At 74.0% G+C, this 19,606-nt stretch carries 12 protein-coding genes, 1 tRNA gene and 1 other RNA gene; 8 read left to right on the top strand and 6 right to left on the bottom strand.

From position 1 onward, the window contains the following. Positions 1–79: 79 nt before the first annotated feature. Positions 80–1,642, bottom strand: coding sequence for a sodium:alanine symporter family protein (locus AUV08_RS11180; protein ID WP_061867552.1), 1,563 nt, complete (start codon positions 1,640–1,642; stop codon positions 80–82). 217 nt (positions 1,643–1,859) lie between these two features. After that, positions 1,860–1,945 (bottom strand) — tRNA-Ser (locus AUV08_RS11175). 155 nt (positions 1,946–2,100) lie between these two features. Between AUV08_RS11175 and ffs the strand changes: the two genes are divergently transcribed. Further along, positions 2,101–2,197, top strand: an RNA gene (gene ffs / locus AUV08_RS11170) — signal recognition particle sRNA small type. Between the two features lie 16 nt (positions 2,198–2,213). Further along, entirely contained in the window at positions 2,214–3,200 is a 987-nt protein-coding gene (gene gluQRS / locus AUV08_RS11165; protein ID WP_061867553.1) for a tRNA glutamyl-Q(34) synthetase GluQRS, read from the top strand. A 39-nt stretch (positions 3,201–3,239) separates the two neighbouring features. Here gluQRS and AUV08_RS11160 read toward each other — a convergent pair whose 3' ends face one another. Further along, a complete protein-coding gene (locus AUV08_RS11160; RefSeq protein WP_049146682.1) occupies positions 3,240–3,905 on the bottom strand; it encodes a malonic semialdehyde reductase in 666 nt (221 codons plus the stop codon). 78 nt (positions 3,906–3,983) lie between these two features. On the opposite strand from AUV08_RS11160, the gene AUV08_RS11155 reads away from it, so the two are divergent. Together AUV08_RS11155 and recR are read left to right on the top strand one after the other, a co-directional pair. After that, positions 3,984–7,451 (top strand): DNA polymerase III subunit gamma and tau, encoded by a 3,468-nt coding sequence (locus tag AUV08_RS11155; protein WP_061867554.1) that lies wholly within the window; start codon positions 3,984–3,986, stop codon positions 7,449–7,451. Positions 7,452–7,566: 115 nt separating this feature from the next. Continuing rightward, positions 7,567–8,166: a recombination mediator RecR gene (recR, locus tag AUV08_RS11150; RefSeq protein WP_002856659.1), complete on the top strand. Its 600-nt coding sequence runs from the start codon at positions 7,567–7,569 to the stop codon at positions 8,164–8,166. A 43-nt stretch (positions 8,167–8,209) separates the two neighbouring features. On the opposite strand, the gene AUV08_RS11145 is transcribed toward recR, so the two are convergent. Both AUV08_RS11145 and AUV08_RS11140 read right to left on the bottom strand, forming a co-directional pair. After that, the gene (locus AUV08_RS11145) at positions 8,210–9,466 is read right to left on the bottom strand and encodes an ABC transporter permease (RefSeq protein ID WP_061867555.1); all 1,257 of its coding nucleotides are present in this window, start codon (positions 9,464–9,466) and stop codon (positions 8,210–8,212) included. Continuing rightward, complete coding sequence (locus tag AUV08_RS11140) at positions 9,463–10,476, bottom strand: ABC transporter ATP-binding protein (protein ID WP_061873249.1); 1,014 nt, start codon at positions 10,474–10,476, stop codon at positions 9,463–9,465. Before AUV08_RS11140 ends, AUV08_RS11145 begins: the two co-directional genes overlap by 4 nt. A 228-nt stretch (positions 10,477–10,704) precedes the next feature. Here AUV08_RS11140 and AUV08_RS11135 point away from each other — a divergent pair, with 228 nt between their 5' ends. Next, complete coding sequence (locus AUV08_RS11135) at positions 10,705–11,991, top strand: aspartate kinase (protein ID WP_061873248.1); 1,287 nt, start codon at positions 10,705–10,707, stop codon at positions 11,989–11,991. Between the two features lie 126 nt (positions 11,992–12,117). Here AUV08_RS11135 and AUV08_RS11130 read toward each other — a convergent pair whose 3' ends face one another. Further along, complete coding sequence (locus AUV08_RS11130) at positions 12,118–15,102, bottom strand: S8 family serine peptidase (RefSeq protein ID WP_061873247.1); 2,985 nt, start codon at positions 15,100–15,102, stop codon at positions 12,118–12,120. A 266-nt stretch (positions 15,103–15,368) separates the two neighbouring features. Between AUV08_RS11130 and AUV08_RS11125 the strand changes: the two genes are divergently transcribed. The 3 genes from AUV08_RS11125 (at position 15,369) to AUV08_RS11115 (ending at position 19,602) form a co-directional block, all read left to right on the top strand. Then, entirely contained in the window at positions 15,369–16,439 is a 1,071-nt protein-coding gene (locus tag AUV08_RS11125; RefSeq protein ID WP_061867559.1) for a hypothetical protein, read from the top strand. Between the two features lie 95 nt (positions 16,440–16,534). After that, a complete protein-coding gene (locus tag AUV08_RS11120; RefSeq protein WP_061867560.1) occupies positions 16,535–18,406 on the top strand; it encodes an alpha/beta hydrolase in 1,872 nt (623 codons plus the stop codon). A gap of 203 nt (positions 18,407–18,609) precedes the next feature. Beyond that, on the top strand, positions 18,610–19,602 hold the full coding sequence (locus AUV08_RS11115; RefSeq protein WP_061873246.1) for a GNAT family N-acetyltransferase: 993 nt from the start codon (positions 18,610–18,612) through the stop codon (positions 19,600–19,602). Positions 19,603–19,606: the final 4 nt, after the last annotated feature.

Raw genomic sequence — 19,606 nt, 5'->3', positions numbered from 1 at the left:
GCACGACGACGGCCCGGACGCTGGCGGCGTCCGGGCCGTCGTCGTGGTGGGGCGGGGAGAGCCCAGCCCCGCCGGTAGGTCAGGCGCGGTGGGCGCCGCCCTCGGCGACGATCGGGTGCTCGGCCGTGCCGGCGACGCCCTGGGTGATCAGGCCGTCGGCGCGGTGCTCCCAGAAGTCCGCGTTGCGGATGCCGAGCGGGCGCGGGTCGAACTGCGGGTCGAGACCCTGGCGCTTCTGTGCGCGGTAGTCCTTGAGGGCCTTGAGGGCCGGGCCCTGCAGCACCAGGATGCCGAGGATGTTCAGCCAGGCCATGGAGCCCACGCCGATGTCGCCGAGGCCCCAGGCCGCACCCGTGGTGGCGACGGCGCCGTAGGCCACCGACACGAGGATCAGGGCCTGCAGGAAGCGCAGCGCGACGCGGCGGACCATGCCGTTGCGCAGGTTGCGCGTGAGAAACACGATGTTGACCTCGGCCATGTAGTAGTACGCCACGATCGTGGTGAAGGCGAAGAACGCCAGCGCCACGGCCACGAACGTGGGGCCGAAGCCGGAGAACATGGCGTCGAAGCCGGTCTGGACGAAGGCCGGGCCCTCGGAGGCCGTCGGCGAGACGATGCCCTCGAACAGCAGGCCGGAGCCGGACCCGTCCGAGTACACCCGGTAGGCGCCCGTGGAGATGATGATGAACGCGGTGGCCGAGCAGACGAAGAGCGTGTCGATGTACACGGCGAACGCCTGCACGAAGCCCTGCTTGGCTGGGTGCGAGACCTCGGCGGCCGCGGCGGCGTGCGGGCCCGTGCCCTGGCCGGCCTCGTTGGAGTAGACGCCGCGCTTCACGCCCCACTGGATGGCGAGGCCGAGGATCGCGCCGAACACGGCGTGCACGCCGAACGCGCTGGCGAAGATGGAGCCGAAGACCTCGGGGATCTGGTCGAAGTTCAGGAACAGCACGATCAGCGCGAGGATGATGTACAGCACGGCCATCACGGGCACCACGTAGACGGCGAACGTCGCGATGCGCTTCACGCCGCCCAGGACGATGAAGGCCAGCAGGATGACCATGGCCAGGGCCACGACCCAGGCGGGCACGGCCCACGCCTCGCCCACGGCCGCGGCCACGCCGTTGGCCTGCACGCCCGGCAGGAAGTAGCTGGTGGCGAAGACGGTGACGACGGCGAACAGGATCGCGTACGCCTTGAAGGCGGGGGCGGCGGCCGTGTGCTTGTAGGCCTTCTCGAAGTAGTACGCCGGGCCGCCGCGGTACTCGCCGGTGTCCGGGTCGCGCTCCTTGTAGATCTGGCCGAGCGTGGACTCGATGAAGGATGTGGCGGCGCCGAGCAGGGCCATGACCCACATCCAGAACACGGCGCCGGGGCCGCCGAACGCGATGGCCGTGGCGACGCCGCCGATGTTGCCCATGCCGACGCGGCCGGCGAGCGACATCATGAGGGACTGGAGGGACGAGGTGCCGTCCGCGGAGTCCTGGCCCTCGCGGAGCTGCTTCACCATGTCCGGGATGTTCACGAACTGCAGGAACAGGGTCCGGATGGTGAAGTAGAGGCCGACGATCAGGCAGAGCCAGATCAGGGCCGGGGACCAGATGACGTCGTTCACGGCGGTGATGAGATCTGCGAAGGACATGGGGTCTCCAGATCGGGGTGGGGATGGCCGGTGCGGTGCGAGCTCCGAGCGGCGGCCGCCGGCGGTCCCGGACGACTGGGGAGAAGGATACGCGCAAATGTGACCCGCGTCTCGCATCCAGCGTGGCGGATCGGGAGTCCGGGCGCGCGGCCCGCGACGACAGCGGCCCCGGACATGCGAAAAGCCCCGGAACCACTGGGGTCCCGGGGCTTGCCCGCGGAGGATGGGGGATTTGAACCCCCGAGGGCTGTTAACCCAACACGCGTTCCAGGCGTGCGCCATAGGCCGCTAGGCGAATCCTCCTTGGTGCGCCCCCATGCGGCGGACCGCGCGAGGGCAGGTTCCATCATAACCAGATCGTCCTGGGCCGCGCCAATCCTCCGCGGGAGGCGCGAGCTCGGCCCGAGCCTCCCCGCGGCCCGAATCGCCGCGCCCGCCGCCACCCTGCTAGACTCTTCGACGGCCCCTCACGTGGTGTCATCTCGCTGAACTCCCCCAGGACCGGAAGGTAGCAAGGGTAGGTGGGCTCTGGCAGGTGCGTGAGGGGTCTTCACTTTCCCCAGGAGATCCCATGCCCGCCGGACGCTACGCCCCCTCCCCCACGGGAAGCCTGCACCTGGGCAACCTGCGCACCGCGCTCGTCGCGTGGCTCGCGGCGCGCGCCACGGACCGTGCCTTCCTGCTGCGGGTCGAGGACCTGGACCGCGTCCGCTCCGGGGCCGAGGCTGACCAGCGGGCGGACCTGGCCGCCGTCGGGCTGGACTGGGACGCCGAGCCGGTGCGCCAGTCCGAGCGCACCGCCCTGTACGACGCCGCCGTGGCCGCCCTGCGCGCCGCGCACGGCACGGACGCGGTCTACGAGTGCTTCTGCTCCCGCAAGGACATCGCCGAGGCGACGTCGGCCCCGCACCCGAGGCCCGACGACGGTGCCCCCGCCTCCGGCGGCACCGTGCCGCTGCGTCCGCCCGGCTTCTATCCGGGCACCTGCCGCGGCCTGACCGAGGCCGAGCGGGCCGAGCGACGGCGGGTGCGCCCCGCCGCCCTGCGGATCGATGCGGCGAAGGTCGCGGGCCTGCCGGCGGGCGAGACCCCGCGCGCCACCGCCGTGGACGTGCTGCACGGCGAGGTCACGGGCCTGGTCGACGACCTGGTGCTGCGCCGGAACGACGGGGCGTACGCGTACAACCTGGCCGTCGTCGTGGACGACCTGGCGCAGGGCGTGGACCAGGTGGTCCGCGGCGACGACCTGCTCGACTCGGCCCCGCGCCAGCGCTGGCTGGCCGAGGCGCTGTGCGCCGCGCGCGGGGAGCCGACGCCCGCGGTGGAGTACCTGCACGTGCCGCTCGTGCTGAACGCGGAGGGGCGGCGGCTGGCCAAGCGGGACGGCGCCGTGACCCTCGAGGACCTCTCCGCGCAGGACCCGGCGTGGACCCCCGAGCGGGTGCGGGACCGGCTGCTGGAGTCCCTCGGCCTGCCCGCGGGACCGCTGGCGGCCGCCGTGCCCGCGTTCGACCCGGCCGCCCTGCCGCGTGATCCGTGGGTGTTCACCGGGCTCTGAGCGGGCCGGCGCCCTGGTCCGCCGCAGGCCCGGCCCCGGTCAGAGGACCTGGGCGGCCTGGTCGAAGTCGAGGCGGCCCTGGCGGGGCTGCTGCGCCTTCTCGTCGTCTGCGGCGGCGTGGCCCACGTTGATCACCAGGAGGGACTTCCAGGCACGGTCCGCATGGAACTCGGCGTCCACGGCGGCGGCGTCGAACCCGGCCATGGGGCCGACCTCGAGCCCGTGGGCGCGCAAGGCCACGAGCAGGTAGCCCACCTGGATGAGCGCGTTCGTGCGGCCCATCCCCTCGCGCATGCCCGGCTTGCCCTCGGCATCCTCCTCGAAGCCCTCCCGGAACGGGGCGAGGTGGCCCATGTGGCGGTGCCAGTCGAGGTCGTAGGAGGCGATCAGCGTGAGCGGGGCGCGCTCCGTCTTCTCCCGGTTGAACTCGATCATCAGCGGAGCCAGGCGGGCGCGGGCCTCGGGGCTGTCCACGACGTCGAGCCGCAGCGGCTGGTTGTTCATGGCGGTCGGCGCCCAGCGGAGGTCCGCGTAGGCCCGCTCGATCAGCGCGAGGTCGACGGGCTCGTCCGAGAAGAGCTGCGTCGTGTGGCGGTCCGCGAAGAGGCGGTCGATCTCGGCCTGACTCAGCGGTCCCGCGTCCGGGGCCGGCTGCGTGGGGTGGATCGTGTCCTCGGCGTCGGTGTGCATGTGCGTGGTGGTCATGGGCCAGGGAACGGGCCGGCGGGCGTGCGCATTCCCCGGCTCCCTTAGCCCGTCCGCCCGCCGGATAGGCTTTCGAGGGTGAGCACCGCCCTGTATCGCCGCTACCGCCCGGACCGTTTCGAGGACGTGATCGGGCAGGACCATGTCACGGTCCCGCTGCGCACCGCACTGGCGAAGGACCGCGTGAACCACGCCTACCTCTTCTCCGGCCCGCGAGGCTGCGGCAAGACCACGTCCGCCCGCATCCTCGCGCGCTGCCTGAACTGCGCCCAGGGCCCCACGCCCACGCCGTGCGGCGAGTGCGACTCGTGCCGGGACCTGGCCACCGGCGGGCCGGGCTCGCTGGACGTGCTGGAGATCGACGCGGCCTCGCACGGCGGTGTGGAGGACGCCCGCGGCCTGCGCGAGCGGGCCACGTTCGCCCCGGTCCGGGACCGCTACAAGATCCTCATCATCGACGAGGCGCACATGGTCACCGCGGCGGGGTTCAACGCGCTGCTCAAGATCGTGGAGGAGCCGCCGGAGCACCTGAAGTTCATCTTCGCCACCACGGAGCCGGAGAAGGTCATCGGGACCATCCGCTCCCGCACCCACCACTACCCGTTCCGGCTCGTGCCGCCGGAGCCGCTCATCGCCTACCTCGAGCAGCTGTGCGCGGAGGAGGGCGTGTCCGTGGAGAAGGGCGTGCTGCCGCTCGTGGTGCGCGCCGGCACGGGCTCGGTGCGTGACACGCTCTCCGTGCTGGACCAGCTGATCGCGGGCGCCCAGGAGGGCCAGGTCTCGTACGAGCTCGCGGTGAGCCTGCTCGGCTTCACCCCGGAAGCCCTGCTGGACGACGTGATCGACGCCGTCGCCGCGGACGACACCCCCACCGTGTTCCGCGTGGTGGACCGCGTGGTGCAGTCCGGCCAGGACCCGCGCCGCTTCGTCGAGGACCTGCTGGACCGCTTCCGCGACCTCGTGATCGCCCGTGCCCTGCCGGAGGAGGCCGGGGCGATCCTGCACGGCATGCCGGAGGACCAGGTGCGGCGTCTGTCGGCGCAGGCCGCGCAGCTCTCCCGCGCGGAGCTCTCCCGCCTCGCGGACATCACCAACCTCGCGCTGACGGACATGGTGGGGGCCACCAGTCCCCGCCTGCACCTCGAGCTGCTCATGGCGCGCCTGCTGCTGCCTGCCTCGGACGAGACGCACCGCGGCCTGGCCGCCCGCCTCGAGGCCCTCGAACGGCGCCTCGAGCTCGGTGGCGCCGCGCCCATCGAGGACGGCGCCTCCGAGGGCACGACGACGCCGGCCCGGTCCGGCACGCCCGCCGCGGACGGCGGCGGATCGGCCGAGAACGCGGAGGGCTCCGGCACTCTGACCGGTGCCGCGCTCGCCCGGGCCGCCATGCGGCGGCCGGAGGAGCCCGCGCCGACCGCGTCCACCGCCCCGCCGGAGCGCTGGACGCCGCCTGCCCCGCAGTCCGTGGCAGAGGCGCCGGAGGGGGACGCCGCCGCCGGGGCCACGGGGTCCGAGCGTCCGCAGCAGGCGCCGCAGCCCAAGCGGCCCGAACCGGCTGAGGTCGGGGCCCCTTCCGGGGACACGCGCCGCCCGGAGGCCGGGAGCCGCCCCGAGCCTGAGGGCCGGCCCGAGCCTGAGGGCCGGTCCCATGCCCAGGAGCGCACCGGTGCCGCGCCGGCCCCCGCCCACGGGCCGGAGGAGACGGCCGCGCCGTCGAGCCCCACGCCCGCCCCGGCGGCGAGCCAGGTGGAGATGATCCGCCGGGCCTGGCCGGACATCCTCACGGCCCTCGAGGACGCCTCACGCCTGGTGTGGATGCTGGTGAAGGACAACGCGAGCGTCGCGGGCTACGACGGCTCGTTGCTGACGATCGGCTTCCAGCAGGACGGGCCCCGCCAGTCGCTGCTCGGCCGGGGCGGTGACCGCGTGCTCGGCGAGGCCGTCCACCAGGTGCTCGGCATCCGCCCGCGGCTCGATCTGATCCTCGGTGGGGACGCGCCGACCGGGGACGCCCGCGCACAGTCCGGCGCTCGCCCGGCCGGCCCGGCGCGGACGGACCGGCCTGAGCGTCCGGCCCCGCAGCAGGGCCGGCCCGACCGACCGACGGCGCAGCCGAACCGGCCCGCTCCGGCACCGGGGCAGGCCCCACGCGAGCCGGAGTCCTCCCGCCCCACCCCGCCGCGCTCCGCCGCACCCTCCACCGCGGAGGACGATCCGGCGCCGCCGGCCGCTCCGCCCCGGGCCACGCAGCAGCGTCAGACGCCGGAGCCGTCCCCCGCCTGGACGCCCGCGGCTCCCGCCACCTCCTGGGGGCCGGCGCCGACGTCGTCGACGACGCCCGCCCCCGCCCCGCCGGCGGACGGCTGGGGCGGCCCGGACGAGGAGCCGCCCGCCTGGGACGACGCTCCCCCGCCCGAGGAGGACCCGTGGGACTCGCTGCCCGCGTTCGACCCGGACGCGGAGCAGGACGACTCGGACGGCCCCGAGGGCTGGACCCCGCCGGCCCGGGACGCCGAGGAGCGGCCCGTCGGCGCCGCCGGCTGGGACGGCCCCGTGCCGTCGGTCGAGGACTGGGGCGCGCCGCCGCAGGCCGCACCGGCCCCCGGCGGCGCCGCGCCGGACGCCGGCCAGGACTCCCCGGTCCAACCCGACGCCCCGACCCCCGGCGAGAGCGAGCCGAGCGCCGAGGAGGTCCGTCGGGCCTACGACCCGGGGCCGCTGGTCCGCGAGGAGGAGCACTCGATCCCCGTGTTCGCCCGTCCGGAGGCGGAGCTGCGCGCCGAGTTCGCGAAGCGCTTCGGCGCGACCCGTCCCGCCGGCTTCGACGACGGCGCGGGCGCGGCCGCGGACGGTGACTCCGCCCGGCCTGCCACGCCGTCGCCCGCCCCGGACGACGACGCAGCGGCCACGGAGCGACGCGATCTCCACCCGGCCGCCTCGGGCGCCGGCCCGTCCTCGGACGAGGAGCGGCGCCCCACGGGCTCGCCCACGGCCGACGCGACCCCTGACCCGGGCGTGCCCGCCGACGACGCAGACGCCGCGCCGCGCGCGGCTGCCGGCCCGACCGGTTCGGACTTCCCGGGTTCGGGCCATCCGGCGAGCATGTACCCGCGGCTCATGGAGCGGCTGCGGGCCGGTGGGCCCCTCGAGCCTCCGGTGAACGCGGGCTCGAGCGGCGGCCCCGGCGCTCCCGGTGGCCCCGACCCGGACGCCTCGCCGGGCTCCCCCGCCGGGGGCCGGCCGAGCGCGGCCTCGCTCGGGGCGCGCCCCGCCGACGTCGAGCCCGCCGGGGGAGCCTCGGCGCCGCCCTCGTTGGACGCGCGGGCCGCGGCCATCCACGCCGCCCGCGAGGCCGCCCAGGGCCGCGGCCCGACCCGGCCCGCCGACACCGGCCCCGCCGCCCCGGCGACGTCCGGTGTGGGGTGGGAGGACGAGGTCGCCAGCGACGACGACGTCCCGCTCGAGGACTCGGGCCTCGTGGGCCGAGCCGTCGTCGAACGGGTGCTCGGCGGCCGTCTGCTCGAGGAACGCCCCAACGACGCCTGAGGCGAACGCGCCCGTACGCCGTCCGGGGCCGCGGGCATGATGGACGCGGCGCCGGACCACGGCGCCGCGTCGGGGCGCACGGACCACGAGACGCACCATCGGACGAGGGAGACGGATGTACCAGGGCGCGGTGCAGGACCTGATCGACGAGCTCGGCCGCCTGCCGGGCATCGGGCCGAAGTCCGCCCAGCGCATCGCCTTCCACATGCTGGAGGCGGACCGGGAGGACATGCTGCGGCTGGCGGACGCCATCCGCACGGTCAAGGACAGGGTGCGGCTGTGCTCGGTCTGCTTCAACGTGTCCGAGGACGAGGTGTGCTCGCTCTGCCGGGATGAGCGCCGGGACCGCTCCCAGATCTGCGTGGTCGAGGAGTCGCAGGACGTCATGGCCATGGAGCGCACCCGCGCCTTCCAGGGCCGCTACCACGTGCTCGGCGGCGCCATCAATCCGATCGCCGGCATCGGCCCCGAGCAGCTGCACGTCCGCGAGCTGCTCACCCGGCTGCAGGACGAGGCCGTGCAGGAGGTCATCCTCGCCACGGATCCCAACCTCGAGGGCGAGGCCACGGCCACCTACCTCGGCCGGCTCCTCGGCGCCACGGGCATCCGCGTCACGCGTCTGGCCTCCGGTCTGCCCGTCGGCGGGGACCTCGAGTACGCGGACGAGGTCACCCTCGGCCGTGCCTTCGAGGGCCGCCGCCTGATCAGCGGCTGACACCGGCCGGCGTCGAGCAGGTCCCGCCCGACGCCGGCCCGGCTCAGGCCACGCGCGTGCCGGCGGGCAGCCGCCCGGCCGGGGTGTCCAGGCGACGGTGCCCCCACCAGCCCAGCCCGGCCACCAGCACACCCTGCATCGCCAGACCGAGCGGCCACACCGGCCAGGTGCCCTGCCGGTCCGGCACGCCGGTGCTGTCGAGACCGCGCAGCTCGCCGTCGAGGCACTCGACGTCCCGGACGGGGTCGCGCTGGGTCCAGCGCAGGCCCACGGACAGCAGGTTGAGCGGCCCGGGATCCGCCCGGGTCCCGTTCTCGAGGAGCCCGCCCTCCCAGGGGGAGGCATCCGCGAGGACGGCGTAGGGGTTCGCCGCGAGCAGCCATCCGCTGCGCCGCGGGTCGGGGATCGTCCGGGTGGTCACCGGGCCGACGCACCGGTCGGCGATCCCGTCGTACAGCTCCGGGTGCGTCGCCTCCCACTCGGCCCAGGCCTGCTCCTCCTCCTCCGGGGTCATCTTCTCGAGCTCCGCCTCGGTGAACGGCTCCGCCGTCATGGAGCCGTACTCGGCGTCGTTGGCCCGCACCTCGGTCTGCAGGAACTGCAGGGACAGCCCGAAGGCCACCAGGGTGCCGATCGTCAGCGCCGCCACGATCAGGTACGTCACCACGACGGCGAACAGCGTGCGCCCGGTGATCGCCGACACGGCGACGCCGATCCCCGCGATCATGCCGAACTCCACGAGGATCATCACGAGCCCCACCAGCACGGCCCACGGGGACACGCGCCCCACCACGGCCGCGACCGCGAGCCACGGCAGCGCGGCCGCGAGGAACGCGGCGGAGGCGATCCACGCGGCCAGCCACTTGCCCGCCATCAGGTGCCCGGTCCGCAGCAGGGTGACCTGGGTGATGGCCAGGGTGCCGCCGGCACGGTCGCCCGAGATCGCGTTGGCCGCCAGGGCGGGCGAGACCAGCAGCGAGAGGGTGAGGACGAAGAGCAGGACGCCGTCGAAGAGCGTCCGCCCCAGGGCGCGCATCTGCTGCTCCGCCAGCTCCGGCTCCAGGCCGGACGCCTCCATCTCCGTCATGCCCAGGCTTCGCAGCCCGAGGGCGCCGAGGGTCACCGCCCCCACCACCACGAAGAAGACGCCCAACAGCACGTACCAGCCGCGCGAGCGCAGCCGCTGACGCAGTTCCATGCCCACCACGGTGGCCACGGCCTGGGCCGCGCCGAGGCGTCCCCCCGGCTGCGGCTGCGGCGGGCGGCGGTCGTGGATCGAGGTCGCGACGGCGGTGCTCACGGCCGGTCTCCTTCGGTGCGGGGGCCCTCCAGATGGAGGCCCAGGTAGGCGTTCTCGAGGCGGGAGCCCTCCGGGGCGAAGTGGCTGACGAGCACACCCTCGCGCACGAGGTCCGCGAGCAGCGCGGCCGCGGCGGCCTCGCCCCGCAGCTGCACCACGACGCCGTCCCGACGCTGGCCCGCGCCGGCGCCGGTGGCCGCGGTGACGGTCAGGCCGCGGGTCTCGAGGGCGCGGACGAGGGTGTCCCGGGCCGTCGGATCGGGTCCGGCGATCCGGTAGGGGCGGGCGAGGTCGTCGGCGGCGCGGAACTCCTGGGTGGCCACCGTGGCGCCCTCATGGAGGAACACGGCGCGGTCGGACATCTCCTCGAGCTCGGCGAGCACGTGGGAGGAGACGAGCACGGCGGTGCCGGCTGCGGCCATGGCGCGCAGGTCGTCCCGCAGCCGGATGCGGGCGGCCGGGTCGAGGCCGTTGGCGGGTTCGTCCAGGAGCAGGACGGAGGGCCGGTGCACGGTGGCCCGAGCCAGGGACAGGCGCTGCTGCTGGCCGCGGGAGAGCACGCGGGCGGGCCGGTGGGCGAACTCCGTGAGCTCGACCCACGCGAGCTGCTCGTCCGCGCGTGCCGACGCCTCCGCCTTCCCCATGCCGTAGAGCCGGCCCAGGCTGGCGAGGATGTCGTGGCAGGTCAGCTCCTCCCACACACCCAGGGTGTCGGGCATCCAGCCGAGCCGCCGCCGGGCCTCGACGGGCTCGCGCACCGCGTCCACCCCGGCCACGGACACGGCGCCGGCGTCCGGGCGCAGCAGGGTGGCCAGGATCAGCAGGAGCGTGGTCTTGCCCGAGCCGTTCGGGCCGACGAGGGCCGTCACGGAGCCGGTGGGCACGGTGAGGGAGACGTCCCGCACCGCATGGACGGCGCCGAACGAGCGGGCGAGGCCGTGGGCCACGATCCCGTCGTGGGCGGCCACCCCCAGGACGGGTGAGGCGGGCGGGGGTGCTGGAGCGGTCATGGCCCCATCCTTGCCGCGCCGTGCACGGACGCGGATCCACCCGGGGGATGATCCCGGCGCCGATCCCAGCCCGACCGGGGTCGCAGGCGGGGCCGCGGGCGCCGTCGTCATGGCCGGCCGCGGGCGCCGGGTCCAGCATCCGGAACAGGGGTTCACCTGGCGGACCCGCGCGGGTGCGCGCCCCTAGACTTGGCCCGAACCGACCCTCGACCCCGTCCGGAGCGACCCATGAGTCTCATCGTCCAGAAGTTCGGCGGCTCCTCCGTGGCCGACGCCGCCGGCATCCAGCGCGTGGCCCGCCGCGTCGCGAACACGGTCCGGGCCGGGAACCGCGTGTGCGTCGTGGTCTCGGCCATGGGCGACACCACGGACGAGCTGCTCGACCTCGCCGCCGAGCTCACGCAGGACGCGCCCGCGCGCGAGATGGACATCCTGCTCTCGGCCGGCGAGCGCATCTCCATGTCCCTGCTGGCGATGGCGATCCACGCCGAGGGCGTCGAGGCCCGCTCCTACACCGGCTCCCAGGCCGGCATGCTGACGGACACCTCGTACGGCCGGGCCCGGATCGTCAAGGTCAACCCCCACCGCGTGCAGGAGGCCCTCGACGCCGGCCGCGTGGCCATCGTGGCCGGGTTCCAGGGCATGAGCCCCGAGTCCAAGGACATCACCACCATGGGCCGCGGCGGCTCGGACACCACGGCCGTCGCCCTCGCCGCCGCGCACGGTGCGGACGTGTGCGAGATCTACACGGACGTGGACGGCGTCTACTCGGCCGACCCGCGCGTCGTGCCGACCGCCCGCAAGCTCACCGAGCTCTCCTCCGAGGAGACCCTCGAGATGGCGGCCTCCGGATCCAAGGTGCTGCACCTGCGCTCCGTGGAGTACGCGCGCCGCTTCGGCGTGCCGCTGCACGTGCGCTCCTCCTTCTCCGACCATGAGGGCACCTGGATCATGCCCGACCCGAACGACACCATCACCCTTCAGGAAGGCGCTCCCATGGAACAGCCCATCGTCTCCGGCGTCGCCCACGACCGCTCCGAGGGCAAGGTCACGATCGTCGGCGTCCCCGACGTGCCCGGCAAGGCCGCCGAGATCTTCCGCGTGATCGCCGTGTCCAACGTGAACATCGACATGATCGTGCAGAACATCTCCCGCGAGGGCTCGGGTCGCACGGACATCTCCTTCACCCTGCCGATCGTGGAGGGCAAGGACGCCATGGCCGCCCTGCGCGCCGCCCAGGACCGGATCGGCTTCCAGGACATCGTCTCGGACCCGGAGATCGGCAAGCTCTCGCTGATCGGCGCGGGCATGCGCTCCAACCCGGGCGTCTCCGCCACCTTCTTCAAGGCCCTCGCCGACGCCGGCGTGAACGTGGACCTCATCTCCACCTCGGAGATCCGCATCTCCGTGGTCACCGCCGAGAGCAAGCTCGACGACGCCGTCCGCGCCGTGCACGCCGCCTTCGGCCTCGACGCCGAGGAGGAGGCCACGGTCTACGGCGGCACCGGCCGCTGACGCCGCACCCGCCGCTGCCCCACCCACCAACGACGCCGGCCCCGCACCTTCAGCGTGAAGGTGCGGGGCCGGCGTCGTGCGGGCGGTTCCTCCCGTTCCGTCAGCGAGGACGGAGGGGGTCGGCGGTCACGGGACCTGGACGGTCACGTCGGTCGTGATGCCCGCGTCCCAGGTGACGAGGCCCTTCCAGGTGCCCGAGGTCAGGCCGGACCAGGAGAGGGTCGCCTCGGTGGCCTTGCCCGAGGTCACGGGCACCGGGTTCGGGGAGACCGTGAGGTTGCCCGCGTCCTCGCGCAGCTTGAGCGTCTCGAGGGTGCCGGTGTCCTTGCCGCCGTTGGCCGCGTACAGGTGGCCGACCACGGTGTAGGCGCCCGGGGCGGGGTCGGCGATCGTCAGCGTCTCGGACTCGTCCGCGGTCGCCCGGGAGAGCTGCTTGCCCTCGGGGGTGATCACGTACAGGTCCCAGTCGGCGCCGGCGGCGCCCGCGTTGATCGAGGCCACCAGGGACTGGGTGCCCTCCTCCACGGTCACCGTGGACACGGCCAGTGCGCTGGACTCGAGCGAGTTGCTCGCGGTGGCGGCGGCCACGGTGGAGTCCACCTTGCCCAGGCCCAGGACCTGCGGGGTCAGCTCACCGGTCACGCCGGGGGTGATCTCCACGTCGGCGGAGCCGGTGGCGCCGGAGCCCTCGACGGCGGAGGTGACGGTCGCGGACTTCGCCTTCACGGTGACCGGGGAGGTCACCTCCGGGACGGCCTTGCCCTTGGCGGTGGTCCAGGACATGGAGCCGTGGGTCCAGGTGTTCACGGCGGCGTCGGTGCGGGTGACGGTCAGCTCGACGTCGGCGGACTGGCCGGCCTTCAGGTCCAGCACGGCCGGGGAGGCGGTCACCTCGAAGCCGGGCACGTTCGCAGAGAACCGCCAGCGGCCGTTCTCCAGGGCGGTCACGGTGCGGGTCACGGTGGCCGAGCCGACGACGTCGGGGATCGCCAGGGACGGGACGTTCACGTCACGGCCGGCGATGTCGCCGCGCAGCAGCGCGTCCCACTGCTCCTTGCCGGAGTCGTAGACCAGGCCCGGACGGGCGGCGGCGGCCGGATCGGCGGAGCCGGCACCCGTGGCGAAGTTGTCCGTGTTCACGGTGCCGTCGGCGTTGTACACGTCGCCGGCGGTGGTCATGAGGGCGGACTTCACGGCCATCGGGGACCAGGCCGGGTACTTGCCGATCAGCAGCGTGGCCATGCCGGCCAGGTTCGGCGAGGCCATGGACGTGCCGGACATCAGGCCGAACGTGTTGCCGTGGTAGTCGGGGTCCAGCGGGGAGACGCCGGCGATCACGTTCACACCGGGGGCGGCGAGGTCGGGCTTCAGGAGCTCCTGGTTCACGGCGTTGGCCGGGCCGCGGGAGGAGAAGCCGGCGATCTGGGGCAGCGGGTCCTCCGGCAGGCCGGTGGTGTCGCCCGGGACGATCGTGGCGGTGAGGTCGGAGGACTTCACCTTCTCGATCACGCCGTTGTCGTTCATGTGCACGGTCGGCACCGCGTGGATGTCCGCGTCCAGCGAGCCGGACGGGGTGTTCACGAGGATCATGCCGACGCCGCCGGCCTCCTCCACCACCTGCGACTTCTCGGTGCGGGCGTTCCCGCCGCGCTCGCAGAGCACGATCTTGCCGGCGGCCTCCTCGGTGAGCCCGCCGGGCAGGCAGAGACGCGCGGCCTCGGCGTCGCCGGCGGCGACCTCGGACGCGTGGATGACCTCGGCCGGGCCCACGCCGGTGCGGGCCGAGGAGGCGCCCCGGAGCTGCGTGCCGTCGGAGAACTGCACGGTGGCGGTGAGCTCGTTGGAGAACGTCTCCGCGGCCACGGTGGTCAGCCACGGGGAGCCGTGGTTCACGGTGTTCGGGCCGGGGCCGGAGTTGCCGCCGGAGGCGGCCACGAAGATGCCGGCCTCGGCGGCGGACTTGAAGGCCATGGCCACCGGGTCCACGATCGAGGTGTTGGAGCCGGAGATCGAGTAGTTCAGCACGTCCACGTTGTTCTCGATGGCCTGCTCGACGGCGGCCACGGAGGCGGAGGTGTAGCAGCCGCCGGTGTTCGGGTCGGTGTCCTCCCAGCAGATCTTGTAGGAGATCAGGTGGGCGGCCGGGGCCACGCCCGCGCCCTCGCCGAAGGAGTCGTCGTCGATGGTCTGCTCCACCCCGGTGTTGCCGAGGATGGTGGTGGCCACGTGGGTGCCGTGGGAGAACACGCCCAGCGGGGAGATGCGCTCCTCCGGGGCCCGCTCGTCCACCGGGACGAAGCGCTCGAAGTCGTCGGAGAAGGCGTAGGCGCCGATCAGCTTGGAGTCGCACGACGACGCCGGGAAGTCCGGGCCGGTCTCGCACTCGGCCGTGGCGGTGGTGCCGTCCGCCTTGAGCACGGCGATCTGGCCGTCCGCGGTGCGGTACGGCACGCCGACCTTGGCCTTGCCCTTGAGCGGCTGGACGGGCTGACCGTCGATGAACGGGTTGTCCGGGTGGATGCCGGAGTCGATGACGCCGACCACCACGCCCTTGCCCGCGTTCTCGGCCTTGCCGTACACGGACTTCCAGGTGCCCTTCTTGCCGGGCAGGCCGAGGAATTCGGTGGAGCTGTAGTCCGGGGCCACCTGCTCGTCCGGTGCGACGCCGAGCACGGCCGGGTCCTTCGCGATCGCCTGGGCCTCCTCGGCGGTCAGCTCGGCGACGAACGCGTTCACGGCGCGCTGGAAGGAGATCTCGGCCTTGGCGCCGTGGGTCTTCGCGACCTTCGCCTGCTGGCGCTGGAGCTTGGCCTCGTAGTTCTTCACGCGCGGGTGCGAGGGGTCGAACTTCGCCTTCGGGGCGGCGCCCGGAACGGCGCCGGCCTCGGGGGCGGTCACCGACGGCTGGTCCTTCAGGACCACGAAGTAGCGGCCGTCCTCGAACTGCTGCTGGACCTGCACCTCGCCCTGCGGGCTGGAGACGGTGCTGCCGTCGGGCAGTTCGACGGCGGTGGCCGACACCGCGAGCGCGGGAGCGGCCACGAGGCTCGCGCCGGCGACGGCCGCGGCCAGGGCCCGACGGCGCCGGGCAGGGGTGGGGTTCTGAGGCATTGCCTCCGCCTTTCTCATCAAGGTCCGCCCAGCTCTCACCCGTGGCACGCCGGCGGGGATGACGCCGGGGGACGGGGAGATCGGCGCCCATGTGATGGGCACCACAGCGAGACATGTGCAATCTACCGTCCGGTAGGGCGTTTGACCAGATCTTTGCCAGGCAACGTCCAGGACCGTCGAATTGGGGCCGCCGGAGTGCGCTCCCCGCGTCGGCGTCGCGGACCCGCTCGCTCCCGAGGAGCGCCACGGGGGAGGATGGTGGGGCCATGCCCGAGCCACGCACCGCCCCCGCGCCCCCGCCGACCGCCGTCGTCGCCCTGCCCGCCGACGTGTGGCGGGCCCACGCGCGGGCGCACCGCGAGCGCATCGCCCGACGCACGGACCCGCTGGTGGCCCTGCGAATGCGCGGCGAGAAGCACCCGGTGCAGGACTTCCTCTTCGGCTACTACACGCACTCCCCCGCCGCGCTGCAGCGCTGGCACCCCGGGCCGGGGGTCCTCCTCGCGGACGACGACGGCGCCGCGGCTCGCGCCGAGGCGGCCGAGCTGGGCACGACCCCGCGGGCCGAATGGAAGCACTACCGGCGCGTCGAGGCCGGTGAGGTGCCGGGCGCCGTCGTCGACGGCCACCCGGTGGGCGGCTGGCTGGTGGACGTGGCGGCGGTGCTGGCCGACCGCGCGTCGGGGGTGGCGTTCACCCGGGAACTGCTCGCGCGCACGGCGGAGCGGGCGCCGCGCCTGGGCTGCTTCGGGCTGCACGAGTGGGCGATGGCGTACCGCTCGGACGTGCACGGGGTGCGGCACTCCCAGCTGCCGCTGCGGCTCGGGGCCGAGGGGACGGACGCGGTGGTGGAGGGCTCGCGGATCCGGTGCACGCACTTCGACGCGTTCCGGTTCTTCGCGCCCGAGGCCCGCGACCGCAACGAGGGCGACGACGGCGTCCTGCCCACGCGCGCCGGGATGCGGGAGATGGAACAGCCCGGCTGCCTGCACGCGGGGATGGACCTGTACAAGTGGGCGTACAAGCTGGTGCCGGTGGTCGCCTCGGGCCTGCTCGCGGACTGCTTCGACCTCGCGTGGGACATCCGCCGGCTGGACATGGAGGCCTCGCCGTACGACCTGACCGGGGTGGACGACCTCTCCGACGGGTGCGGCGGCTACGCGGCCGTGCGGATCGAGGAGCCGACCGGGCGTGCCGAGTACGCGCGGCGGCAGCGCGAGTTCGCCGAGCGGGGGCAGGCGCTGCGGGTGCGGCTGCTGGCGGTGCTGGACGAGGCCGTGGGGGCGGCCCCTGGGACCGGGCCGGACGCCGAGTGGACTTCCAGCGCACGTCCATGATTAGGATGGCCGCTCTACAGGCTGTGAGGCGCATCACTCGCGTCATCCGGTGACCGCCCCGGCCCTCTCCGCGCCGAACGACTCGAGGACCTGACGTGACCAGAACCGTTCCAGCTCGCCGCCGCACCACGCTCGCCGCCGCCGTCGCGGCCGTCTCGCTCGCCGTCGCGGCCGCCGCCCCCGCGCTCTCCGCGCCGGGCACCGGCAACGGCAACGGCAACGGGTCCGCATCGCAGGGCCAGGCCCGCTCCAACGACCTCTCCGCCACGCGCGGCAACAAGGTCAACGACGCCGCCGCGCTCGCGCCGCACCTCGTGGGCCAGACGCTGGACTGGGAGGCCTGCGACTTCGGCAGCGAGAGCCTCAACGCCCGGTTCAACGCGATCCCCGGCACCGCGTGCTCCGACGTCACGGTGCCGCGGGACTGGAAGAACCCCGAGGACGGCCACACCATCACCCTGCGCGTGGCCAAGACCGAGACCTCGAAGGGCAACCCCGACCGCCAGGGCATCGCGCTGGTCAACCCCGGCGGCCCGGGCGGCTCCGGCCTGCCCTGGGGCCCCGCCATGGCCGAGCGCGCCCCGGAGCTCGCGGAACAGTACGACTTCATCGGCTTCGACCCCCGCGGCGTGGGCCAGTCCACCGCCCTGGAGTGCACCTACACGCCGAACCCCGAGCACGACGTGTGGCAGGACACGAAGGCCCAGGTCGACGCCTGCCTCGAGAACGAGCTCACCCCGTACATCACCACCGAGCAGACCGTGTACGACATGGACTTCATCCGCGCCGTCCTGGGCGAGGAGAAGACCTCCTACATCGGCTACTCGTACGGCACGTGGCTGGGCAGCTGGTACCAGCGCGTCTTCCCCCAGCACGCGCACCGGTTCCTGCTGGACTCCGCCGTCGACATCTCCCGCGACGGGCTCCAGACCACCTGGGACCTGCAGCCGCGCTCCCGCGACCGCCAGTTCCAGGACGCGATGCTCCCCTACGTGGCCCGGCACGACGAGATCTTCGGCCTCGGGGACGACCCGATGCAGATCCGGCAGCGCTGGGAGGACGTGGGCGGCACCCGCACCCAGCTCGGCATGATCGTCGCCGGCTCGTTCCTGCTGCCGGCCATGTACGACACGTCCCAGTACCTCGACGCCGGGTCCGTCATCGCCGCCTACATCCGCATCATGGAGTCCGAGGCCGCGGCCACGGACCCCGCGGGGCAGCGCACCCAGATCGAGCGCATCCTGGCCGAGGCCCGTGCGTCGCTGCCGGCCGAGGAGCGCGACTCCTTCGACCGCTTCGCCGCCCGCGGCCTGGAGACCGTGGGCGAGCGCGAGCAGCTCGTCGCCGCCACCCAGGCCGGTGACGCCGTCACCTTCGAGGGCGCGTTCTCGGCGATCCGCTGCCAGGACGGCCAGTGGAACACCTCGCAGGGATACTGGACCTCGTGGGTGGACGACCTCGGCCGCAAGGCCCCGTGGATCGGTGTGCTGATGGGCCCGTCGGAGTGCATGTACTGGCCCGCCCAGACCTCCATGCCCGCCCAGCCCGGTGGCAAGGGCGCCCCGAACACCGTGATCGTGCAGTCCGAGCTGGACGCGGCGACCCCGTACGAGGGCGGCCACCGCGCCGCCGGCGTGCTGCGCAACACGTCCCTGATCTCCGTGGACAACGAGGGCACCCACGGCCTGTTCCCGTACCGCACCGAGTGCGTGGACGCGCCCATCCGTGACTACTTCCTGACCGGCGCCCAGCCGGCCGAGAAGTCGCTGTGCGACGCCGTCCCGCTGCCGCTCGAGACCCAGCCGGTCCAGGTGGCCGGGACCCCGACGCACAAGGGCGACATCAAGATCTCGATGCGCACCGACGCCGTGCGCGAGGCCAACCGGATCACCCACGACGCGATCGAGCGTCAGCTGATCGACTCCCGCGCGGTGACCCCGGACGTCGAGGCCTTCCTGGAGGACTGACGGCCCGGGCACCCCGGCACCCGGCTCGCCCCCGACGGCCCGGCGACTCCCCCGCGGAGACGCCGGGCCGTCGTCGCGCCCGGGGCGGCCCTGCAACGCTGGTTGGGTTGTCGCGGGTGCCGCCGCCCCACACCCCCGATAACTCAACCCGCGATGGGCAGCCGGAGGGGTGGCGTCGACGCCGAGGCCGATAGCCTCGCGCCATGATCCTGCACATCACCCTCCCGGAGGACTGGGCCGCCGCGCGTCGCACCGGCCGCTACACGGCATCGACGCGCGGCGCCTCGATCGACGACGTCGGCTTCCTCCACGCCTCCGACGACGCCGCCCAGGTGGGAATGGTCGGCGCGGCGATCTACCCGGACCGGCCGGACGCGTTCGTCGTCGGCCTGGACGAGGACGAACTGGCCGGGGCCGGCCTGCGGGTGCGGCGTGAGCCGGGAGACCCCTCCGATCCCCACTCGGCCGAGTTCCCGCACGTCTATCCGGGCAAGGCCGTCTCCGGGCGCATCCCGTGGTCGATGCTCACCCCCGTGACCGACCCACGGGCGGACGCCCGCGTGCACCGCGAAGACTCGGCCGAGGCCGCCGCGCTGCTCGACGCCGGGTGGAGCGTGCGCTCCCGCTCCTGGGGCGCGCGCCTCCACCTCGACGACGACGCCGACCTGGCGCCCTACCGTGGCCACGTCGCGGCGGCCGAAGCGCGGGGAATCGAGGTCCGGAGACTGACCGCCGTCGACCTGCCTGCCCTGCGCGCCCTCGACGAGGAAGCGGCTCCCCGGTTCCCGCACACCGACGGCTCCCGTCACGAGCCGCTGCCGGACGACCTCGAGGCCCGAATGTCCACCCCAGAGGGGCTCGCCGTGGGGGCCTTCGAGGGAGGCGTGCTCATCGGATTCACCCTGACGTTCCGCTCCCCTGACCGGTGGGAGGTCGACCGCACCGCGGTCGCGTCCGAGCACGAGAACCGTGGCGTGGCGAAGGCCGTCAAGGCGGCGACTGTCCTGGCGACCCATGCCCGCGGTGGGCGCGAGTGGGGCACCGGCGGTGCCGAGGCCAACGCGGCGTCCCTGCGGATGAACGCGGCCCTCGGATTCCGTCTCGAACCGGCCTGGCTCGGGCTGACCCCGCCCATGACGTGGGAGGAGTTCGTGCGGGCCCCGGCGTCAAGCTCCCTTGACGACAAGGTCACTTGACTGT

The organism is Micrococcus sp. CH7 (genome assembly GCF_001595485.1).
Taxonomy (GTDB): Bacteria; Actinomycetota; Actinomycetes; order Actinomycetales; family Micrococcaceae; genus Micrococcus; species Micrococcus luteus.
Note: the sequence above shows the minus strand (reverse complement) of the source record. Positions and strands in the feature narration are given on the sequence as shown.

Excerpts from the sequence above, each read along its gene's own strand:
- AUV08_RS11125 (WP_061867559.1), top strand. The coding sequence starts at position 15,369 with ATGCCCGAGCCACGCACCGCCCCCGCGCCCCCGCCGACCGCCGTCGTC.
- AUV08_RS11130 (WP_061873247.1), bottom strand. The coding sequence starts at position 15,102 with ATGCCTCAGAACCCCACCCCTGCCCGGCGCCGTCGGGCCCTGGCCGCG.
- AUV08_RS11140 (WP_061873249.1), bottom strand. The coding sequence starts at position 10,476 with ATGACCGCTCCAGCACCCCCGCCCGCCTCACCCGTCCTGGGGGTGGCC.
- AUV08_RS11160 (WP_049146682.1), bottom strand. The coding sequence starts at position 3,905 with ATGACCACCACGCACATGCACACCGACGCCGAGGACACGATCCACCCC.
- gluQRS (WP_061867553.1), top strand. The coding sequence starts at position 2,214 with ATGCCCGCCGGACGCTACGCCCCCTCCCCCACGGGAAGCCTGCACCTG.
- AUV08_RS11115 (WP_061873246.1), top strand. The coding sequence starts at position 18,610 with ATGATCCTGCACATCACCCTCCCGGAGGACTGGGCCGCCGCGCGTCGC.
- recR (WP_002856659.1), top strand. The coding sequence starts at position 7,567 with ATGTACCAGGGCGCGGTGCAGGACCTGATCGACGAGCTCGGCCGCCTG.
- AUV08_RS11135 (WP_061873248.1), top strand. The coding sequence starts at position 10,705 with ATGAGTCTCATCGTCCAGAAGTTCGGCGGCTCCTCCGTGGCCGACGCC.
- AUV08_RS11180 (WP_061867552.1), bottom strand. The coding sequence starts at position 1,642 with ATGTCCTTCGCAGATCTCATCACCGCCGTGAACGACGTCATCTGGTCC.